Annotated in this window: 22 protein-coding genes; all 22 read right to left on the reverse strand. The window is 68.4% G+C overall.

Translation table 11 applies throughout. The features are described from left to right. Positions 1-40: 40 nt before the first annotated feature. The 22 genes from EV380_RS06525 to EV380_RS06630 all read right to left on the reverse strand — a co-directional run bounded on the left by EV380_RS06525 (position 41) and on the right by EV380_RS06630 (position 17,231). A complete protein-coding gene (locus EV380_RS06525) occupies positions 41-3,352 on the reverse strand; it encodes a phage tail tape measure protein (protein ID WP_130450156.1) in 3,312 nt (1,103 codons plus the stop codon). A 37-nt stretch (positions 3,353-3,389) separates the two neighbouring features. Continuing rightward, positions 3,390-3,746: a hypothetical protein gene (locus EV380_RS06530; protein ID WP_130450158.1), complete on the reverse strand. Its 357-nt coding sequence runs from the start codon at positions 3,744-3,746 to the stop codon at positions 3,390-3,392. Between the two features lie 41 nt (positions 3,747-3,787). After that, entirely contained in the window at positions 3,788-4,153 is a 366-nt protein-coding gene (locus EV380_RS06535; RefSeq protein WP_130450160.1) for a hypothetical protein, read from the reverse strand. Between the two features lie 102 nt (positions 4,154-4,255). Further along, positions 4,256-5,092 carry a hypothetical protein gene (locus EV380_RS06540; RefSeq protein ID WP_130450162.1) on the reverse strand — a complete coding sequence of 279 codons (837 nt, stop codon included), beginning with the start codon at positions 5,090-5,092 and terminating at the stop codon, positions 4,256-4,258. 47 nt (positions 5,093-5,139) lie between these two features. Then, positions 5,140-5,538, reverse strand: a complete 399-nt coding sequence (locus EV380_RS06545) for a hypothetical protein (protein ID WP_130450164.1) — start codon at positions 5,536-5,538, stop codon at positions 5,140-5,142. Then, complete coding sequence (locus tag EV380_RS06550) at positions 5,531-5,848, reverse strand: hypothetical protein (RefSeq protein ID WP_130450166.1); 318 nt, start codon at positions 5,846-5,848, stop codon at positions 5,531-5,533. The genes EV380_RS06545 and EV380_RS06550 overlap by 8 nt, the downstream gene beginning before the upstream one ends. A 21-nt stretch (positions 5,849-5,869) precedes the next feature. Continuing rightward, the gene (locus EV380_RS06555) at positions 5,870-6,076 is read right to left on the reverse strand and encodes a hypothetical protein (protein ID WP_130450168.1); all 207 of its coding nucleotides are present in this window, start codon (positions 6,074-6,076) and stop codon (positions 5,870-5,872) included. Between the two features lie 3 nt (positions 6,077-6,079). Beyond that, positions 6,080-6,409 (reverse strand): hypothetical protein, encoded by a 330-nt coding sequence (locus tag EV380_RS06560; protein WP_130450170.1) that lies wholly within the window; start codon positions 6,407-6,409, stop codon positions 6,080-6,082. Beyond that, positions 6,406-6,837, reverse strand: a complete 432-nt coding sequence (locus EV380_RS06565) for a hypothetical protein (protein ID WP_130450172.1) — start codon at positions 6,835-6,837, stop codon at positions 6,406-6,408. The genes EV380_RS06560 and EV380_RS06565 overlap by 4 nt, the downstream gene beginning before the upstream one ends. A 28-nt stretch (positions 6,838-6,865) precedes the next feature. After that, complete coding sequence (locus EV380_RS06570) at positions 6,866-7,159, reverse strand: hypothetical protein (protein WP_130450174.1); 294 nt, start codon at positions 7,157-7,159, stop codon at positions 6,866-6,868. Positions 7,160-7,161: 2 nt separating this feature from the next. After that, positions 7,162-8,115: a phage major capsid protein gene (locus EV380_RS06575; RefSeq protein ID WP_130450176.1), complete on the reverse strand. Its 954-nt coding sequence runs from the start codon at positions 8,113-8,115 to the stop codon at positions 7,162-7,164. Between the two features lie 10 nt (positions 8,116-8,125). After that, a complete protein-coding gene (locus tag EV380_RS06580) occupies positions 8,126-8,482 on the reverse strand; it encodes a capsid cement protein (protein ID WP_130450178.1) in 357 nt (118 codons plus the stop codon). Positions 8,483-8,484: 2 nt separating this feature from the next. Continuing rightward, entirely contained in the window at positions 8,485-9,750 is a 1,266-nt protein-coding gene (locus EV380_RS06585) for a head maturation protease, ClpP-related (protein WP_130450180.1), read from the reverse strand. Then, complete coding sequence (locus tag EV380_RS06590) at positions 9,747-11,030, reverse strand: phage portal protein family protein (RefSeq protein ID WP_130450182.1); 1,284 nt, start codon at positions 11,028-11,030, stop codon at positions 9,747-9,749. The genes EV380_RS06585 and EV380_RS06590 overlap by 4 nt, the downstream gene beginning before the upstream one ends. 16 nt (positions 11,031-11,046) lie before the next feature. After that, a complete protein-coding gene (locus EV380_RS06595) occupies positions 11,047-12,867 on the reverse strand; it encodes a terminase (protein WP_130450184.1) in 1,821 nt (606 codons plus the stop codon). Continuing rightward, positions 12,812-13,450, reverse strand: coding sequence for a terminase small subunit (locus EV380_RS06600; protein WP_130450186.1), 639 nt, complete (start codon positions 13,448-13,450; stop codon positions 12,812-12,814). The genes EV380_RS06595 and EV380_RS06600 overlap by 56 nt, the downstream gene beginning before the upstream one ends. Continuing rightward, entirely contained in the window at positions 13,440-13,862 is a 423-nt protein-coding gene (locus tag EV380_RS06605) for a hypothetical protein (RefSeq protein WP_130450188.1), read from the reverse strand. The genes EV380_RS06600 and EV380_RS06605 overlap by 11 nt, the downstream gene beginning before the upstream one ends. After that, positions 13,855-14,115, reverse strand: coding sequence for a hypothetical protein (locus tag EV380_RS06610; protein ID WP_130450190.1), 261 nt, complete (start codon positions 14,113-14,115; stop codon positions 13,855-13,857). The genes EV380_RS06605 and EV380_RS06610 overlap by 8 nt, the downstream gene beginning before the upstream one ends. Positions 14,116-14,268: 153 nt before the next feature. Beyond that, positions 14,269-14,697 carry an ATP-binding protein gene (locus EV380_RS06615; protein ID WP_130450192.1) on the reverse strand — a complete coding sequence of 143 codons (429 nt, stop codon included), beginning with the start codon at positions 14,695-14,697 and terminating at the stop codon, positions 14,269-14,271. Next, positions 14,694-14,987, reverse strand: coding sequence for an HNH endonuclease (locus EV380_RS06620; RefSeq protein ID WP_130450194.1), 294 nt, complete (start codon positions 14,985-14,987; stop codon positions 14,694-14,696). The genes EV380_RS06615 and EV380_RS06620 overlap by 4 nt, the downstream gene beginning before the upstream one ends. A 193-nt stretch (positions 14,988-15,180) precedes the next feature. Further along, a complete protein-coding gene (locus EV380_RS06625) occupies positions 15,181-15,921 on the reverse strand; it encodes a hypothetical protein (protein ID WP_130450196.1) in 741 nt (246 codons plus the stop codon). A gap of 83 nt (positions 15,922-16,004) precedes the next feature. Then, positions 16,005-17,231 carry an HNH endonuclease gene (locus EV380_RS06630; RefSeq protein WP_207219345.1) on the reverse strand — a complete coding sequence of 409 codons (1,227 nt, stop codon included), beginning with the start codon at positions 17,229-17,231 and terminating at the stop codon, positions 16,005-16,007. Positions 17,232-17,315: the final 84 nt, after the last annotated feature.

The raw sequence follows: 17,315 nt of genomic DNA on the forward strand, positions 1-17,315 counted from the left end.
TGCTGGTCTCGACCTTGGATCCCCACGAAACAGCCACGGATCAGCCTCCCGTCATCTGCCGCGCACGACGCGGATTGAATACCTTGCCTATCTCCTGCCGCGCCGCGACCCGGAATTCCTCGATGACCTTGTCGCCGAGCATCACCTGGATCACGATGTCGCCCCCTTCGCCACGTGCCCGCACCGACTCGGCGAGCGCGTGCATGTCCTGCCACTGGGCCTCAGTGAGGACGGGCTCGGGTTTGCCGGTGGCGTTGAGGACGGGGGTTACTCCTGGCTGGAGGTAGCCGCCCTTGTCGTAGAGGTACTGGTCGGGGTTGACGACGCCGTTGACGCGGCCCTTGTGCACTTCGAAGTGCACGTGGGTGCCGGTGACGTTGCCGGTGGCGCCCTGGTAGCCGATGTGCTGTCCGGCCTTGACGTGGTCGCCGACGCCGACTTTTGGGCCACCTACGGGGTTGTGGCCGTAGTAGGTCCAGAGGTCGGGGCCGTGGTTGAGGTAGATACCGATGCCGGTCTTGCCGGCGACGGCGTTCCATCCGACCCGCTGCACGACGCCCGGTAGGGCGGCGTAGGTGGGGCCTCCGCCGGCGATGTCGATGCCGGTGTGGAAGCCGCCCCAGCGGGGCCCGTACTTGGAGGTGACGGGCCCGTTGGAGGGGCGGTGGAATGCGCCGAGCGCGCCGTTGTAGACGGCGGTCCCGTTCGCGTCGGCTTCCGAGTCCTTGCCGCGGATCCAGTCGAGGACGCCGTCGATGCTCTTCCCGGCGGCGCCGGAGGCCATGTCGCCCCACGTGCCCTGTCCGGCGAGCGCCGAGGTGAGTCCGGTCTTGATGGGGTTGAGGACCCATCCGGCGGCGGTGGCGAGTCCGCCTCGGACCCAGCTGGTGGCTGAGTCCCAGGCTTTCGCGGCGCCGGCCTTGATGTCGCCCCACCATCCGCCCATCGGGAGCAGTGCTTCCGATGGGTGGGAGCCGGCGGCGGCTTCGAGGCCTTTGTCGCTGAGGCCGAGGGCGTTCTGTGTCTGCGAGGCGGTGTAGACGCGGCCGGGCTGGTCGAAGTTGACGAGCTCGGGGCCTTCCTCGCCGACGAGTGCCCAGCCGGGCTGGGCGAGGCCGCCCTTGGCGAACTTGGGGATCTTCTTCATGTAGGGCAGGTTGATCTTCTCGCCCAGGCCGATGGCGTCGGCGGCCGAGTTGATCGTCTTGCGGATGCCCTGGTTGTAGACGGTGTCGATCACGAAGTTCACGGGGACGGCGGCGACGTTGCGCAGCTCGTTCCAGAATCCCTTGATGGCCTTCACGCCGTTCTCGAAGGCGCCGGGCAGGTCGCCCTTGATCAGGCTGCCGAAGGTGTCGAAGACTGGCTTTATGACGTTGTCGTAGACCCGGCGGAGGCTCTTGGACACGTTCTGCCACTTGTCCATGACCCAGTCGAGGGCGGGCTTCACGTAGGTCTGATAGAGCAGCTTGAAGGCCAGCCCCACGACGTCGAGGGTCGGCTGGATTTCACTGTTCCACCAGCCGGTCACGGCCTTCGCCGCGGCCTCCCACTTCGCCACGACCCAGCCGGTGACGCTGCCCCAGATGTCGCCGAACCACGACATGATCGAGCCCCAGTTGTTGACCGCGAGGATGATCCCGCCGATCACTGCCGCGGCCGCCACACCCCAGATCAGCCACGGGGACGCAGCGATCGTCAAACCGAGCACAGCCAGCGACAGGATGCCGACCGCGACGGCGGCCGCCTCGAGCACGCCGGGCGTCTCCATCGCCCACTCGGCGAATCCCTGCAGGGGCCCGAGAAGCGGCTGGATGCCGTCCGTGAGTATCTGCCCGAAGGACCGCTTCACGGTCTCCAAGCTCGTCGATGTGTTGTCGTTCAGGGTGTCGCCGAGGGTTGCTGCGGCGCCTTCTGTGGAGGCGAAGGCGTCGCCCATCGGGTCGATCATCCCGAGGAATTCCGGGATCTTGTCCGTCCCGAGGTCCTCGAGCGGTGTCCCGAAAAGGGAGATCGCGGCGGCCGCCTGCTCGCCCGGGTCTTCGACGCCCTGCAGCGCGTGCACGATCTGAGCCATGGCGCCCTCGGCGGTTTCCCCGCCGGCCAGGAGCTTGTTGGTCATCTCCTCCGTGTTGAGGCCGAGGGACTCGTAGGTGCCCGAGGTCGCCTTCGACATGTCGGTCGCGCGGATCGTGAACTCCTTGAGCGAATCGCCCATCTTGTCCATGCCGATCGCACCGTCTCCGGAGGAGGCCACGATCATGCCCATCGCGGTCTCACCGTCGATGCCGAGCGCTTCGAAGTGCTTCGAGTATTCGCTCATGACCGGGAGAATTTCGCCGCGCATGTGGGCGGGTACCTTCGTCATCGACCCCGCGATGAGGTCCATCGCCTGGTCGGCATCCGCGGCGAGCCCGGTCTTCATGAGGATGCCGGCCGTCGCCGTTGACTCTGCAACGTCGACCTCGAAGGCTGTTGCGAGGTCGAGTGCGTTCGCGGTGATGCGCTCGATATCCGCCTGAGACGCGTCGCGCATGCCGCCCATCGACGACACGACGGAGTCGACGGCATTGGTCACGTCGCCCATCGAGTCGCCCCACGCCCCGGCATAGAGACTGCCCGCGGCGTCTCCGTACACAGCTGCCTGTTCCGGCGTGGCCGCCAGCCGCGCGTTGAGCTTGTCTAGTCCGGCCTCGTTACCCAGAGCCGCCGAGAACGACTCGCCGAACAGGGCGGCGCCGCCGACCGCTCCGGCGAGTTGAGTCACGACCCCGCCGGTCGATGTAGCGAAGCCCTTCATCTTGTCGCCGGCCTTGCCGAGCCCACCGGAGAGTTTGCCCCACAGGCCCGGCGCCTCTTTGACTTCGTCGTTGAGGCCGCTCTGGGCGCGCTCGAGCTTGTCGACCGCAGTCTTGTGGCCCTTGTGCGCTTCTTCCAGCGCCTTCTCAGCCGTCGTGAACTTCTCGTCTGCAGCCGTGGCCTTGTCGCGCGCGTTCTCGAGCTTCAGGGTTGCTGCACGGGCTTGGGAGGACTCCTCGCCGTACTTCTGCACCTGGTCGGTGAGGCGCTGCTCCGCGGTCAGCAGGTCGGCGGCCGCGCGACGCTGCGTCTGGCGGGCCTTAGAAACCTCGCCCACCATCTTGCGGCGGAAGCCGTCCGCCGACTTCTCGGCCTTCTCGAGCTCGTCCACGATCCCGTCGGACGCGCCCGAGGTGCCGCCGCCGAAGGCCTTGCCCCACTCCTGGCCGGCTTTACCGCCGGCGTTCTTCGCGGCCTTCGTGCTGCCCTTCAGCAACTCGGCCCCAAAACCCCGCATGGACGGGAGGACGTCGAGCCATACTTCGTCAGCCACGGGCCGACCTCCAATCCATGCGGGGACGCGACCGCGATTACCGCGGGTCGGGGCGGGCGAGGACGGACATCAGATCCGCCCGTTCCGCTTCGTGCTTCTGCTCGATGCGCGCCTTCTGCGCCGGATCCGCCCTGGACTTGGGTGTATCCAGGAACTTCGGCTCGACCGGCGCAGCGCCCTTCGCGCGGAGCGCGCTGGAGAACGCCGCGTGCAGCGAGGCGACCCGGCTGTCTATGTGCCAGAGCAGCCACTCAGACTGGCTCCACGCACTGTCGAGCTCACGAGCGACAGGGTTGGCCGGCGGAAGGTGCTCGAGCATCACTCGGAACTTGCGGACCGTAATCTCGCCGGCGAGTGCTTCGGCGAGCGGGTCCCTTCCCGGGTAGGTCTGCATCAGGGCCGCCTCGTAGGCTTCCGGGGCGGCCCCGATGAGGGCTAGGACCTCCGGGGCCTGATTTTCCCCAGGTCCTCCTGCTTCTGGGCGGTGGCGGACGCGAAGAGCGCCGCGAGTTTGTCAGGAGTGCCGCCGTGATTCTCGAACTTCTCGAGCTGCTCCTCGGCCGTCACGCCGTCCTTGTAGTCCAGGATCACGAGGGCGGCGTCGCGGCTTTCGTCGCAGTCTCGGAGCCGACGCTGGAATTCGTCGAGGTCGTCCTGGTCGAAGCCGATGTTCAGCCGAATCCAGATGCTCTCGTCCTTGGAGAGCTGCACCTCCTGCAGGTTGCCGATGCCGGTCTCCTCGAGCTGCTGCTCGAACTGATCGAAACGGATTACGCGGGCGCGCGGGGTCTTCTTTGCCATGGTGGGTCCTCTCTGACGGGGGAAGCTGGGGAAGCGAATGAGGGCGGGCACCGGTGGGCTTCCCCACAACACCAGTGCCCGCCCCGTCGTGCCGTCCGCGCGCTAGTTGCGCGTGAACGAGATCTCGGCCGTCGTGTAGTCCGTACCAGCCGTGTCGACCGTGACCGCGGTGACCTGGCCGCCGGAGACCGTGGCCGTCGCAGCAGCGCCGGTGCCGTCGCCGGTGATGGCCACCGACGGGGCGACGTCGTAGCCGCCACCGCCGTCCAGGACTGCGATGTCCGTGATCGCACCTGCGTCCAGATCCGCGACGGCGATCGCGTCACGGAAGTAGTACGGGCCGTTCTGGGTGCGCGTGAAGGACTTCCCGACGGACTTGTCCTTGTAGAGGCCGAACGTGAACCCGTAGGACTCGGCGTCCGTGCGGTTCATCGTGCGCCCGGTCTTGGCGGTGACCTTGACCCGGTACCCGTACTCGTACCGGTAGCGGGCCTGTTCGCCGACGCCGTCCTGCATGATGCAGCCGAGCCGGTACTCCGGGTAGTCGGTGATCTCGCCGTCGTCGAAGAGCCACGGCGCGTGCTTGCCGGTCGGGAACTCCTCGAACGGGACGCCGTGCCAGAGCGCCTGCACGTATGCGTTGTCCTCGCCGAACGCCACCGTGAGGGACTTGTCCACCCCAGTGATGTCCGAGCGGACCGGCTCCAGGGACTGGAGCATGGAGGTGTTCTCGTTCGAGATCGAGTCCTCCTGGCCGACGCCGTCGGTCGTGACGAATCCGAGCTGCAGCGCTCCGGGCGGGAGGATCGGCAGGTGGTCGGACTCGCCGAAGAACATGGTGGGCGGGGCCGCGGCCCGGGACTGCAGGAAGAGCAGCTGCGTTCCCCACTTGCGGACGTTGAGCTCGTCGGTTTCGAGAATGGAAGCCACATCGGGCATGGTTCAGTCCTTTCGGAGGGGCAACCGCGCGGCTGCCAGAGGTTGAGTCAGGCCCGGATCGGCCGGACGGTGAGTGCGTAGGTTGCAGTGATCTTGACGACGTCGGGGTTCTCGTAGTCGTCGACGGCCGGTTGGAAGACGCATTCGACGTCGTCGACGTACCAGTTCGAGGTGCCGGAGGCGGCCAGGCGCCGGAGCGACCGGTCTGCGTCCCGGGCCGCGTCCCATGCCCCGGACCTGGTTGACGCGAAGGCCTCGACTTCGACGAGCGGGGCACGGTCGATGCTGCGCCCATCCCGTCCTCCGACGACGACGGCTTTGTACGCCGGCAGGTGCTCCTCGAGCGTCGGCGGCGTGGTCGTGTACACGCGGCGCCCAGTGTCCGCCGTCAGCCATGCGCCGAGCTCCTGCTCGACGTGCGGGTAGTCGGTCCGGAGCTCAGGCATTCGAGGCCCTCCGGAGGATCTGTCGGCGCGTTAGCTTCGCGTTGAAGTCCCGCGAGCGCAGCTTGTCCGGCATATCGGCGACCACTCGCGCGTACGAACGCTCGAGGCCGGACGGAGACTTTCCGCCACTGCGGACGCCCTCGGCGATCTTGAGCTGTTCGGCGAACGCCGTGGCGCCGGCCGTTAGAGCAATGGCCCGCGCACGCGGCAGGATGCGTTCGGCCTTCGCCCGCGCAGCGGCCCGGACCGCCGGTGTGTCCATCGCCGCGTTGAGCTTCTTCACCGAGAGCGGTTTCCTCATGCCAGACATCAGCTACCCCTCTCTGCCGGATCAGTCCCCGGCGGCGGTTTTCCGTCGGGCCTTCCGCTCCGGCTGGTCCGCCGGGACCACCACAGCGGCAGGCGGGGCCGGTGCGGACTCGTCCGCAGACGGGGCCGGCGGCTCCGGTGGCGCGGAGGGAGTCGCGGCCCGTGTGGCGGCGAGGCCGAGGCGACGGGCGTCTTCAGCCCGCCGGGCTTTGTCCTGGTGGTTGCGCATGTGTCATCCCTTCGATTCGACGACGATCATCTCGGTGTGGTCGAGGATCCCGGACTGGTAGTGCCGGGGTTTGGCCTCGATGCGGTACTTGTTCCCCTGCCAGATGATCCGATCGCCCTCGCCCGCCTGCAGCAGGAGCGGGCCGGAGATCTGGAGCTTCTCCGTGACGACGCGCTTCCCGCTCGTCGACTCGGCGACACTGTGGGGCTGGACGTTGTAACCGAAGAACGGGCCGAGCACGGTCACCGTCTCGGCTGCGACGCCGTCCGCCCCGGGCGGCCCGTAGTCGACCTGCTCGACGCTCAATTCCTGCTGATGCAGTTCCGAGTTCACAGGTAGCGCTCCTTCGACTCGAAGAGGTGGTCGTAGCAGATCGGCAGCGGGAACGCTCCGGCCGGCAGCGGGGCGGCCTGCCGGAGGAACACCTCGAGCATCCAGTCCTCGAAGTCGAACCGCTCGCCGCTGCCGCCGGAGCCCATGTTCACGGACCGCTGCTCGGTGCCCGAGGCCACGGACCACGAGCGGGCGCCGTCGTTGTCGACGGTCTGCATGATCGGCAGGACCAGGCTGATCACGACGTCCGAGACGTCGAGCTCCTTGAGGTCTCCGGCGGCGAGCCGGTCGTCGACGTCCGGCCAGCGGCGGCGCACCTCACGGGAGGCCGCCGCCAGCCAGTAGTCGGCGCGTGTCTGCTCGGTGGAGGTGAGGGGCCGCCATGCTTCCGCCAGTTGGGCTTTCGTTGCTAACGGGTCGGTCGCCATGGCGCCCCCTCTCCTCTACACGTCGAGCTCAGTCGCCCGAGCTGGTGCTCTGCGACCCGCCGTCGCCCGCGGGCGTCGAGGAGCCGCCGTTGCCGGCCGGGTCGCCGGCGGTGCCGGCTGCCGGGGCGCCCCCGGTAGTCTCCGGCTTCTGCTGCTTGCGGCGCTTCTCGACGAGCTTGCCCGCCACCAGGCGCTTGACCTCGCCCTCCGGGACACCCTCCGGCAGAACCGCTTTCCGGTACAGGTACCGGTCCGCGCCACCGACCGTGACCACCACAGCCGCAGCCTTGACCACGTGCACGTACTCGACCTTTGCGGCCATGATCAGCCTCCAATCCCGGTGTTGACGATCTCGATGGCCGCGTTCGGCTCGGTCACGACCGGCACCGTCACACGGCGAGCGCGGATCTTCCAGCGGTCGTTGTCCTCGTCGCGGATGGACTTCGTCTCGAGGCCGACGCCGCCGATGCGGCTGTAGCCCGGGGACTTGATGTCCTCGTCTGCCATGCCGCCGAGCTGCGTGTTGTCGACGAGCAGCGGATTCGTGACCGGGGTGTGCGCGGTCGTGGTCCAGGTGAGCCCGAGGTAGTTCGGGAACTCGCCCGAGTTGATCGGGTTCGAGGACTCGCGCGGCAGCACGCCGTCGGCCAGGAGCTTCGACATGACCAGGGCGTACTGGGTGGGCTTGAGGACGACGACGTTGAGGTCGTAGCCCTCGCCGACGTTCTCCTCTTCGACCTTGGCCTTCGCCGCCAGAGTGCCCGCGATGACGGCCTCAGCCGAGGTCCAGGCCCCGGTGTTGCCGTCACCGGCGTTGGTGCAGTCGAAGGTCTGGGTGACCTTCGACGCAATGACGCCGAGGGCGACGGAATCGACGTGGCGGATGGTGGTGTTCGCCAGCTTGAGGAGTCCGCGCTCGACGGGGTTCATCAGCAGGCGGGAGATCGCCTCGTCGGTGACGATGGAGTCACGGCCCCACTTGACGGTCTTCGCGGCCTGCAGCTCGCCGGAAGTCATGACCGTGGTCGGGTAGTCCGCGCCCGGTGCCACTGCCTCGGGATCATCCGCGGCGAAGAGCGACTCGCCGTTCTCGTAGAGGATGGACCCGCCCTGCGCCTTGAAACGGCCGGAGAGCAGGTAGTCCGCGATGAACTTCTGGGCCGTCAGGTCACGAAGGCGGCGGGCGATCAGCGTCGGGGACTTAAGGAACTGGTGGATCTCGACGGCCTGCCCGTCCTGGGTGACCGTCGCCGGCGGGGCCGGGTACGTGTAGCTCACGATGTGTCTCCTATCGGGTGAGGCGGACCTGGAACAGGTCGCCGGCGGTCGCGGCGGCCGTCAGGGCGGTGCCGATGGGGTTGGTACCGGTGGCCGCAGCATCGCCAGCGGCGCCGGCGTAGACCGGGGCGCCGGCGGCGACTGCTTCGGCAGCGGTCAGGGGCTGCACGCCTCCGGCGTACACGGTGACGTTGTCGCCGGTGGCGGCGTCGAAGCCCGCGACGCCGAGCGTGGCCGCCGAGTCAGCGCCCGCGTGGGCGACCGTTCGGTCGCCGGTGATCTCGACGATCTTGCCGCCGACGACGTCGTCCGAAGCCGTGCAGGTGACGTTCGTGGTCGGGCCGAACATGGGTACGTGCTGAGCCATGACTACTTCTCCTCCGTGGTCTTGTAGAACTTGCTGTAGAGCACGTCCTCGTCGGATGCCTGGTCGACGCCGCCCGTGTAGCCGGCGGACTCGAGCGGGACAGTGCCCTTGGCGAGCTTCGCCAGGACGTCCTTCGCGCCCGGGTCGGCAGCGAGCAGCCCGTCCCAGTGGTCGCGGCGGGACGGCGGGATGCGGCCGTCGTTGACGGCCGCGTTGACGAGGGCCGCACGGTCCTCGCGCTGCTGGCGGGCGCGGGCCTCCGCGCCAGCCTTGGCGTTCTTCGTGAGCTCGGCGTACTGGGTTTCATCCAGCACGACCGTGCCCGGCGCCTGCGGCGTCTGCGTTGCAGCCGGGGCGGGGTCGGCGACTTCGTCGAGGGCCTCGTCGAGAGCGGCGAGGATGTCTTCATCGGTGAGTTCCGCGTCGGCGTTGATGCCGAGCCGGTTACGGATCCCAGTGGTCAGATCAGGCATGTCGGTGTGTCCTTTCGGTGCGATCTGGTTGGTGGCCTCCGGCTCGACCGGAGGGGTCTGGTGGTCGTTCCCAGGCAAGTGCCCGAGAAGCGCGTCGATCCGGGCCGGATCGAGGTGGCGGGCGTGGGCCGCAGCAGGCATCCACGGGGCCGGCGCCTCCCGGCGGCCGGCGTGGGCGAAGCGGACGACGTCGGAGAACGCCGAGGCGTCGGCGTCCGCTTCCACGCTGCCGTCTACCCGGTCCGCGAGTCCGGCTTCCACAGCCTCTGCAGCGGAGTACCAGGTCTCGGCCTTCATGGCCGTGCGCCACTGCTCGCCTGTCCCTCCGGCACGCTCCGAGTACAGTGCGGCGATCGAGTCGGAGAGGCGGTTCAGATTGGCGACGTCCTTGGCGAGCTCGTCGGCGTTGCCCATGGCGATGGTCCAGGCGTCGTGAATCATCAACTCCGCGCCACGGCCCATCACGATCTCGTCGGCGGCCATGATCAGGAAGCTGGCCGCACTGGCCGCGATCCCATCGACGGTGGCCGTGACATTGGCCGGGTGCCGGCGGATCGCGTTCATGATCGCGACGCCGTCGTACACCGACCCGCCCGGGGAGTTGACCCGCAGGTCGATGTCGTCGACGTCGAGGGCGGCGAGCTCGCGTGCGAATTCCTGCGCGCTGATGCCGAACCAGCCGCCAATCTGCTCGTAGATGAAGATCTCCGCGGAACGCTTCTCCGTGTCGGTCTCCATCCGGTACCACTGCCGCGGCGCGGCAGCCGCCGGCCCCGGTGCTGTCTTCGTGCTCATGGTCGCTCCTTCTCGGTGCCGGTCGTCGGCTTGTATTCGCGGGCGGTATCGGCGTCGGCATCGGGCAGCCCGTAGGTCGCACGCACGTGCTCCTCGAGTTTGTCGTCGACGGTTAGCGCCCCACACTCGACCAGGGCGCGGATCGCTTCGGCGGTCGCCGGGTGGCGGGATCCGATCTCGTCGAAGACGATCTTCGGAGCGGGTTCGTCGACACCCCAGTTCAGATCCACCAGGTCCTCGACGATGTGCTGAGTCGCCACGTCGGCGACCTGCAGAGCCACTGTCTGCAGGGAGAGGGTGAAGAAATCGGCGAAGGTCGACCCGAGCGCCCACGACCCGGTCTCGCTGCCCAGGTTCAGGAAGTGGGCAAGAACCGCGCGGGCGATCTGCTCGTCGTAGTAGCTGATCGGTTTGCTCGCGTCCGGCAGGGTGCCCTCGACGCCGAGAAGCGCGAGCTTCGCGCCGTTCGGGATCGCGGCGCCGGCGCTGTTCCCGGAGCGGAAGCCCTGGGCGATCTTTAGGCCGGCGTCCATCTCGTCCTGCTCGCGCTTCTCCCGCTTCGTGGGGTCCAAGCCCTCCGGCGGTTCGGACGCCGTGTAGACCGGGACGCCGAGGCCGTTGCGGTCGACTGCCTGCGCCTGGACCCGGAGCATCCGGTCCTTGAGGATCCAGTACTTGTAGGCGGGCCGGAGCAGCGACTGGCCGAGCCAGTTCCCGCCCTCGCGCTCGTTCACGTAGGCGACGAGCCGGTCGACGCCGATCCGCGGTGTCGTCTTGCCGGTGATCCCGTGCTGCTCGATCGCGAGCAGTCCGCCGTCGGAGGCGACATCGATTCGGGACAGGGTCCGCTGCGGCCGCCAGGCGAGCTTCCGCAGCCGGGCATGCCCGGTGTCGTCGATGCGGTAGACCTGTTCGAAGAACGAGTGCCCGAAGGGCAGCATGAGCAGCGCCAGGCGCAGATGGTCGGGCCACGAGAACCGGTCTCGGGAGCGCCGAGGCCGGTACGGCTCGTCGCTGCCGACCAGCGGCAGGCCGAGATCCTCCGCGACACGGGCGGCGACCTCGGGGCGTGCCCCGTTGGCGTCGATCCTCCACGTGGTGCGGCGGATCGGCAGCATGACCGCGCGCAGCACGGAGATGACCTGCGCGTCCTGCCGGCGCATCCGGTCGTAGACCTGGACGTTCCTGGGCCATTGCAGCTCCGGGGTCTCCTCCGTCTCTGCGAGGCCCCACCAGGTGGACTCCTCCGCGTAGCCGGTCTCGGTCGTCGGTGCGGCCATGCGGAGCCTCCTTCAGTTAGAACGCCCAGTGGGCGGGGTTGTCGTCGTACTCCGGCGCGTGGGCGGCGTGCTCACCCCTGGAGTCGACCGCCACCGGCGGCGGTGGCGGCGGTGGCGGCTTCCGCTCGAGCGGACGGTGCAGCAACCAGTGGGCGGCGGTGAACGCCATCAGCGAGGCGATGTCCGCCGGCGATGCCTTCTGGTCGGGCAGCTTGGCTCCCCCGCCGAAGACCTTCAGCACCGCAGTCGTCGCGGCGATGTCCAGGACCGGCTGTGGCTGATGCCTGACCTTGGTGTCGCGGACCGCGTCGTCGACGCCGGCCCACCCCGCCGTCAGGTCGCTGCCCTCCCACCGGACGACCGGAATGTCGAAGTCCTCTTCCGGGTTCGACGACAGGTACTCGAGGTGATCGAGCAGCGGTGAGACCGGCGCGCCTTTCGACTGTCCAGTGATCGCGACGATGCGCTTCCGGCGACGTGGCTCCATCAGCCAGTCGGCCAGCCAGTCGTACCCGCGGCGGCCGGCGGCGATCTCGACCTGGTCGACACCATCAGCGCGGCGGCCGGCGAAGGCGACGTACACCATCTCGCGGTCACCGGACTGGCCCAGCCCGACCATGACCGACGTGACGATCCGGTCCTCATCCGCCTGCATCGGCAGGCCGTCCGGCCCGGGAACCGGCTTGTTCTGCCCCTTCTCCCAAGTGCCCGGTGGGAAAGGCCCGTCGAGGACGCCATCGGACCACTGGCAGAGGCACTCCGTGCGGAACACCCACTCGGGATCCGTCTTGCAGGCCGCCGCGATCGTGCGCTCGGTGAAGCCCGGGTTCCAGTTGAGGGACGGGTTCGCTATCGCCCACTGGTCCCGGTCCCACTTCGAGCAGCCCGGCAGCGCCGACCACTCGAACAGGCCGAGAGTCTCTTCGTCCTGCTCCATGTCATCGAGTTCGTCGAAGTCGGCGTCTTCCTCGTCCGGGTTGTCGCTGGCCTGAACGGCCTCGGCATGTAGCTGCCCCAGGGCTTCATCCTGGGCGCAGATCCCGTCCGGGTCGCCGATCGCCTCGTGCGCCATCTTCCGCAGATAGCGCAGAACGATGCTGGTCACATCGCCGGCGTTCGAGAGGGCGAAGACGAGCGCCTCGGCCTGAGCCATCGTCGTCTTCGTGATCGCGCCCCAGGCGTCCCAGTTCTGATGCTCGCGCAGCTCGTCGAGCATGATCAGGTTCCCGGTGAACCCACGGCCGGCCTTCCGGTTCGCGGCCTTGACCTTGTACCGGGTGACCTTTTCCTTATCCCCGGAATTGTCCGCCAGTTCGAGGGCTTTCTTGCCGTTGACCTTGACGACCCGCTTGATCATCGAGGCGAGTTCCGGATCCTCCTCCGCCAGATCGACGGCGCCCTGCCAGACCTCCTCCGCTGTCTCCAGATCCTGTGCAGTGCCGAGTACCAGGGGCCAGCCCCACACCGCCATGAACCACAGCGCGAGCACCTGAGAGAGCGTGGACTTACCGTTCTGCCGGGCCACGAGGACAACGACGGTACGGAACCGCATCCCGCCCTCGGGCAGCAGCTCCAGCATGTGCACCAGCAGCCACTTCTGCCACGGGTACAAGGTGATACCAAGGACCTGCTCCGAGAAATCGATGACCTGGTAGCCGAGGGTCCGCGACTCCGTCGACGGCGAGCGCGGCTCGAGCGGGCGCAGCGGCGGCGTGAAGACGCGCGGCTTTTCCGAACCGAAGCGGCGCGGACGGCGCGCCCGTGCGCCGGTCGCCCCGGTCTTAGCCCGACCGCGCGCCTGTCGCGTTGCTTCGGAGGACACGGAGCTTGCTGCCACCTGTGCTACCTCCCGAGTCCTTCGCCGCGGCCGCCGCCGGCACGGACGCTGGGGTGATCTGCAGTTCCGTGCACGCTTTGACGTAGTTCGGGATCAGGTCCCGGCCGGCGCGCTGCAGTGCCGCCGCGCTGTCTCGCTGGGCCTCGTCGATCAGCCAGGCGAGTGTTTTCGCGGCGGCGATCGCGCCGGCGAACTGCTTCTTGTCCGCGAGGTGGTCGGCGTTCTTCACGGCTTCCGTTGTCGCGTCGACCATGTAGCCGGACCGGCGGCGCGGGCGGACCATCGGCGCGAACCGGTCGCCCCACTTCCTCACGTCTTCCGCGAGCTCGCGTTCGACGGCGAGTGCCGGGTGCGGGACGACCTTGCCGCGCGAGTCCTGGACGACCATGCCCTCGTCCTCGACGCGGGTCCGTGCTTCTCGCATGCGGGCGACCAGGGTGCAGAAGGCTTCCAGGGCTGCGCGGTCGATCCGTTCCGGGAGCTCGTTCGTCTCGACGAACTCTTCCCAGACGGCGCGGACGGCCTCCGGCATCTCTGAGGGCGGATCGTGCACGGGAGGCGCCTTCTTCGCGTTAGCCGCCATGCGATGCCTCCCTCACGTTGGTCAACTTCGGTGCGCTCAGGGGACCAGCTCTGACGGTCCGGCAGGCGCCTAGACTGCCCTGCCGGATACCAGCGAGCGGTCGCGCGTCGAGCACGGTTCGGTGCTCGAACTCCGGGCGCAGGCGCGCGACCAGGTCGGAGAGGTGCCGGCGGGAATGCCGCCAATCGACCATCAGCGCGATGTCGGAGACGGTCATGTTCGGGTAGTCGGCGAGCACGTCGCGGACGGCCGGCTCCGCCTCCTCAGCCGCGGACGGCCGCCAGTAGGTCTCCTGCGCGCCAGCGGTGAGCGCCCGGCGGACCGCGTTGCGAGATGCTGCCCGGTCCCGGGCGATGCCTCGAATCGATCCGCCGGCCAGGTGCAGCTGGCGGATCGCCGGACGATCATGCATCGGACGACCCGACCACGAGCGCCGGGGCGCAGCCCTCCTTGAGTTTGGCCAGGCGCGGATGATCCCGCATCCGCTCCGTGACGTGAACGGCTCGGGCACGCCTCCCGCGGACGCCATCCGGCGATCTCGGCGTGACGTAGACGTACTTCGTCCCCGGCGGCGCGATCAAGGTCTGCGCCCACGCGGCCCCGTCGCGCCGATCGACGCAGATGATGACCTCGCACAGGGCGCCGGGTGCTCGATTCCCGTTCATCAGGCCTCCTTGATGGGTCCATTTTCCCCGCCAACTCGCGGATTTTCGGGGGTTCAAGAGAGACTCCCCGGGGGGAGAGGCAGCTCCCGGCGACGACCCCCTCCAAACCGCATAAGCTACATTTTATTGGGGCCCCTCCCCCGGGCCGGTCGGCTACCAGACGGTGCCGATCACGCCGAGCGCGACGGTGTCGTCGGCCCATCCGGTGAAGAGTTCGACGCCGTCGTCGCGATCGAAGGACCGGAACCAGGCGTTCAGCGCGGCTAACGTGTGTCGGGCGTCGGCACGGCCTCGGTGGTGGATGCGACGGGCGAGGACCTCTCGGGGTTGAAGGACCACGTAGACCTCAGTGGCTCCGATGAGCCGCCGCGTCTTGGCCCGTGCCGACGACGTCGCACCCGCCCGGATCACCACAGCCTGCGTGTCACGCTCCTCGCGGAGGGATGCGATCGCCTCATTGAACTCCGCATCGGTCGACCAGTCCGGATCGTCCCGGTCGAAGACCCTCAGGCCAGAGGCCCGGGCCGCCGTGGTCTTGCCCGCCCCGGCCGGCCCGCACAGCAAGACAACCCGCCGGGTCACCACTGCCCCACCACACCGAGGCCGGGCCGCTCGCGCGGACCCTCCGCCTTGTTGCAGTCCAGGTGAGCAGGCGCCCAGTTCGACGGTTCCCACGTGAGCTGCGGGAAGTCCCGCCGCGACTTCAAGTGCTGGACGCTGCACGACTGCGGGTGCGGATAGCGCAGCGAGTAGTCGATCGGCTGCCTGCAGATCACGCACGGCGTGCGCCGGGCACGGCCACCGGCGCGCACCTGGTCGAGCGCTCTGGAAGCGGCTCGGCCACTCCACGCTGGAACCGATACGCCCTCCATGGTCGGGCCTCCTTCGATCAGCGGGTGCTTTGCGGCTCGCGGTCGGTCACCATCCAGTGATTCCCCTACGCGCTCATTGTCATCACTCCTCGGCTAGAAGCAGTTCCGGACATGACAAAGGCCCCAACCGAATCGGTTGGGGCCTTCGCTGATGACACGAATGCCACTTCACCACATAATCTATCTGACTATGTCAAGGCCGTCCGGGTGACCCTGCGAGGCCCCGGGGTCTGGCGCCGCGGCGCTGCGGTCTGGCCGAGCGCATGGCCTTGAACCAGGCGTCCGCCGGAACCGCGTGCTGAGGGTCCCGACTGCAGACGGCGACCTGCCCGACCCCGGGGCGGTCGACGACCGTGACCACGCCAGTGCACCGGACCGCGCCCCGCTCGGCGCCCGTCGACCCGACCGACTCCCGGTGGCCGCATTGCATCTGGGTCTCGACCTCGACGACCCCGTCGACGGCCGCCGCCTCGACCGCGTCGGCCGCCCGCTGGATCTCCGTGTACCACTCCACCGTCCACGACCCGTTCGGATGACCGGCCAGGTACTCAACATGCCACCGAGCCAGCCACCCGGCCAACGCCGGCGTCGACTGGTCCTCCGGCACCCGTGCCCCGGGTCGATCCATGACCAACTGGTGCACCGCCGACCACACCGCTTCCCGCGCCAGGCGCATCGCATCGGAGGCCCCGGCATTGATCGGCAACGGCGCGTGCACCTCGGTGCTGCCCATCCGCTCCGAGCCCCCGCCGCTTCGACCACGCTGCAGCGCGTCGAGCACCCTCGGCCACGCCTCGTCGATCGCTCGGAGGCTGTCCGCCAACTGCTCCCGGCACGGCGTGCACAGGTTCGACCGGTCAGCGGCCGCCACCCACACGTCGCCTTCTGCATGGATCCCGCACATCTCCGGGTAATCCACCGGTTCACTGTTCATCTTCCGATCCCTCCCGCTGCTCTCGCTCGTCGACCCACCGGTTCACGCAGCCGGTGCAGTTGCAGTCGCTCGGCCATCGGCACTCAGGCACGATGACCACCCGATTCGCTGGTGTCCTGGCACTTCCGGCAGGGCATCTCCAGACCGTGATCCGGACACGTCGTCTCCGTGACCGACGAGGGCCTACCACTCCACCCGTGCCACGGGGATCCGAACCGTCCTCCGGTCGAGACCTCGGGTGCAGCACCCGCATCAGTTCCCGTCTCAGGCCCAGTACTCACGGGGTCGGCTTTCTTTCCCCGCTTCCCACGGCGCCGGCTCTTGCTGGAGGGCTGAGGGATCGAGCGGGGCTGGCCCGCTGGTGACCCACTTGTTAACCCTTCAGTACCCTGCCCTGCCCTGCCAGCCCGCGTGCCCGCGTGCGTACGCCCGTGGACAGCTTTCTCCTCCGATATCGGATCCGATCGGTCCGCATTATCGAGTTCGATCGGATTTTCGTTCCGTTCCTCCGCCGGCGGGACCGGTCTTCGGGCCGGTTTCGCGTCCACCCGGGCATTGAACCTGGCGGCGGGGTCCTGCTGCGGCTCGACGGCGTCGTGCTCGCTCGGCGCGACGGGAGCGGTGCCAGCACCCTCGGGTGCTGGTCGCTCGACCGTTGCGCGTGCGGTGGCACGCTCCGGAGCCGGTCTCAGCGTGAATCCGGCCTGCTCTGGGGTTCTTCTGCCCTTCTGGCGGTTGCACGTTGCACAGGCGATCACGACGTTCGAGGGGCCGACGGCTTTCGTCGGGTCCACATGATCCAGCTCGGGGCGGCGGTCGCCCTTCTGCGTGGCCCGCTTGACCTCGGTGCCGCAGTACCGGCATCGGGCCCGGGTTGCGTTCGGTGCGTCCGTGCAGTCCCGCGCCCAGACGGCGGCGATCAGCTTCGCGTCCTTGAGTTCTTTCCGCTTGTCTCGAGCGAGCCGCACGTCGGCTCCGCGATCGTAGCCAAGGGAAAACCAGTCGTGGAACAGGAAGCTGCCGGCCGCCACGGACGGGCACGACTCGCAGTCATGCCCGGACCCGTGCCAGAGACCGACCTCGACGAGCTTGCCGGCCAGGAGATCGACTGCATCCTTGTTGAGCAGGATCTTCACCAGCTGGCGCTCGGAGATCAGACCGTCCGTGAGTGCGGCCTGGCACACGCTGCCGGCCATGGTCCACAGCCCCATCGCGCCGATGCCCAGGAGGTCATTCTCCAGCGCCTCCTCGGCCAGCATCGTCGCCTTGCGATTCACGTGGAGCTGGTCGTCGACCATGAAGAACGGCACGCGTCCCCTCCCCTCTCTCGTTGTTGTGTTTCTGCTCGCAATGACGTGCCAGCGACTGGACGACATAGGTCTGGCCGCAGCTCT

Origin of the sequence: Zhihengliuella halotolerans, assembly GCF_004217565.1 — a bacterium.
Lineage (GTDB): Bacteria > Actinomycetota > Actinomycetes > Actinomycetales > Micrococcaceae > Zhihengliuella > Zhihengliuella halotolerans.

Coding starts and splice junctions, on each gene's coding strand:
- EV380_RS06530 (WP_130450158.1), bottom strand. CDS start 3,746: ATGCAGACCTACCCGGGAAGGGACCCGCTCGCCGAAGCACTCGCCGGC.
- EV380_RS06535 (WP_130450160.1), bottom strand. CDS start 4,153: ATGGCAAAGAAGACCCCGCGCGCCCGCGTAATCCGTTTCGATCAGTTC.
- EV380_RS06540 (WP_130450162.1), bottom strand. CDS start 5,092: ATGCCCGATGTGGCTTCCATTCTCGAAACCGACGAGCTCAACGTCCGC.
- EV380_RS06545 (WP_130450164.1), bottom strand. CDS start 5,538: ATGCCTGAGCTCCGGACCGACTACCCGCACGTCGAGCAGGAGCTCGGC.
- EV380_RS06550 (WP_130450166.1), bottom strand. CDS start 5,848: ATGTCTGGCATGAGGAAACCGCTCTCGGTGAAGAAGCTCAACGCGGCG.
- EV380_RS06555 (WP_130450168.1), bottom strand. CDS start 6,076: ATGCGCAACCACCAGGACAAAGCCCGGCGGGCTGAAGACGCCCGTCGC.
- EV380_RS06565 (WP_130450172.1), bottom strand. CDS start 6,837: ATGGCGACCGACCCGTTAGCAACGAAAGCCCAACTGGCGGAAGCATGG.
- EV380_RS06570 (WP_130450174.1), bottom strand. CDS start 7,159: ATGGCCGCAAAGGTCGAGTACGTGCACGTGGTCAAGGCTGCGGCTGTG.
- EV380_RS06580 (WP_130450178.1), bottom strand. CDS start 8,482: ATGGCTCAGCACGTACCCATGTTCGGCCCGACCACGAACGTCACCTGC.
- EV380_RS06585 (WP_130450180.1), bottom strand. CDS start 9,750: ATGAGCACGAAGACAGCACCGGGGCCGGCGGCTGCCGCGCCGCGGCAG.
- EV380_RS06590 (WP_130450182.1), bottom strand. CDS start 11,030: ATGGCCGCACCGACGACCGAGACCGGCTACGCGGAGGAGTCCACCTGG.
- EV380_RS06600 (WP_130450186.1), bottom strand. CDS start 13,450: ATGGCGGCTAACGCGAAGAAGGCGCCTCCCGTGCACGATCCGCCCTCA.
- EV380_RS06605 (WP_130450188.1), bottom strand. CDS start 13,862: ATGCATGATCGTCCGGCGATCCGCCAGCTGCACCTGGCCGGCGGATCG.
- EV380_RS06610 (WP_130450190.1), bottom strand. CDS start 14,115: ATGAACGGGAATCGAGCACCCGGCGCCCTGTGCGAGGTCATCATCTGC.
- EV380_RS06620 (WP_130450194.1), bottom strand. CDS start 14,987: ATGGAGGGCGTATCGGTTCCAGCGTGGAGTGGCCGAGCCGCTTCCAGA.
- EV380_RS06625 (WP_130450196.1), bottom strand. CDS start 15,921: ATGAACAGTGAACCGGTGGATTACCCGGAGATGTGCGGGATCCATGCA.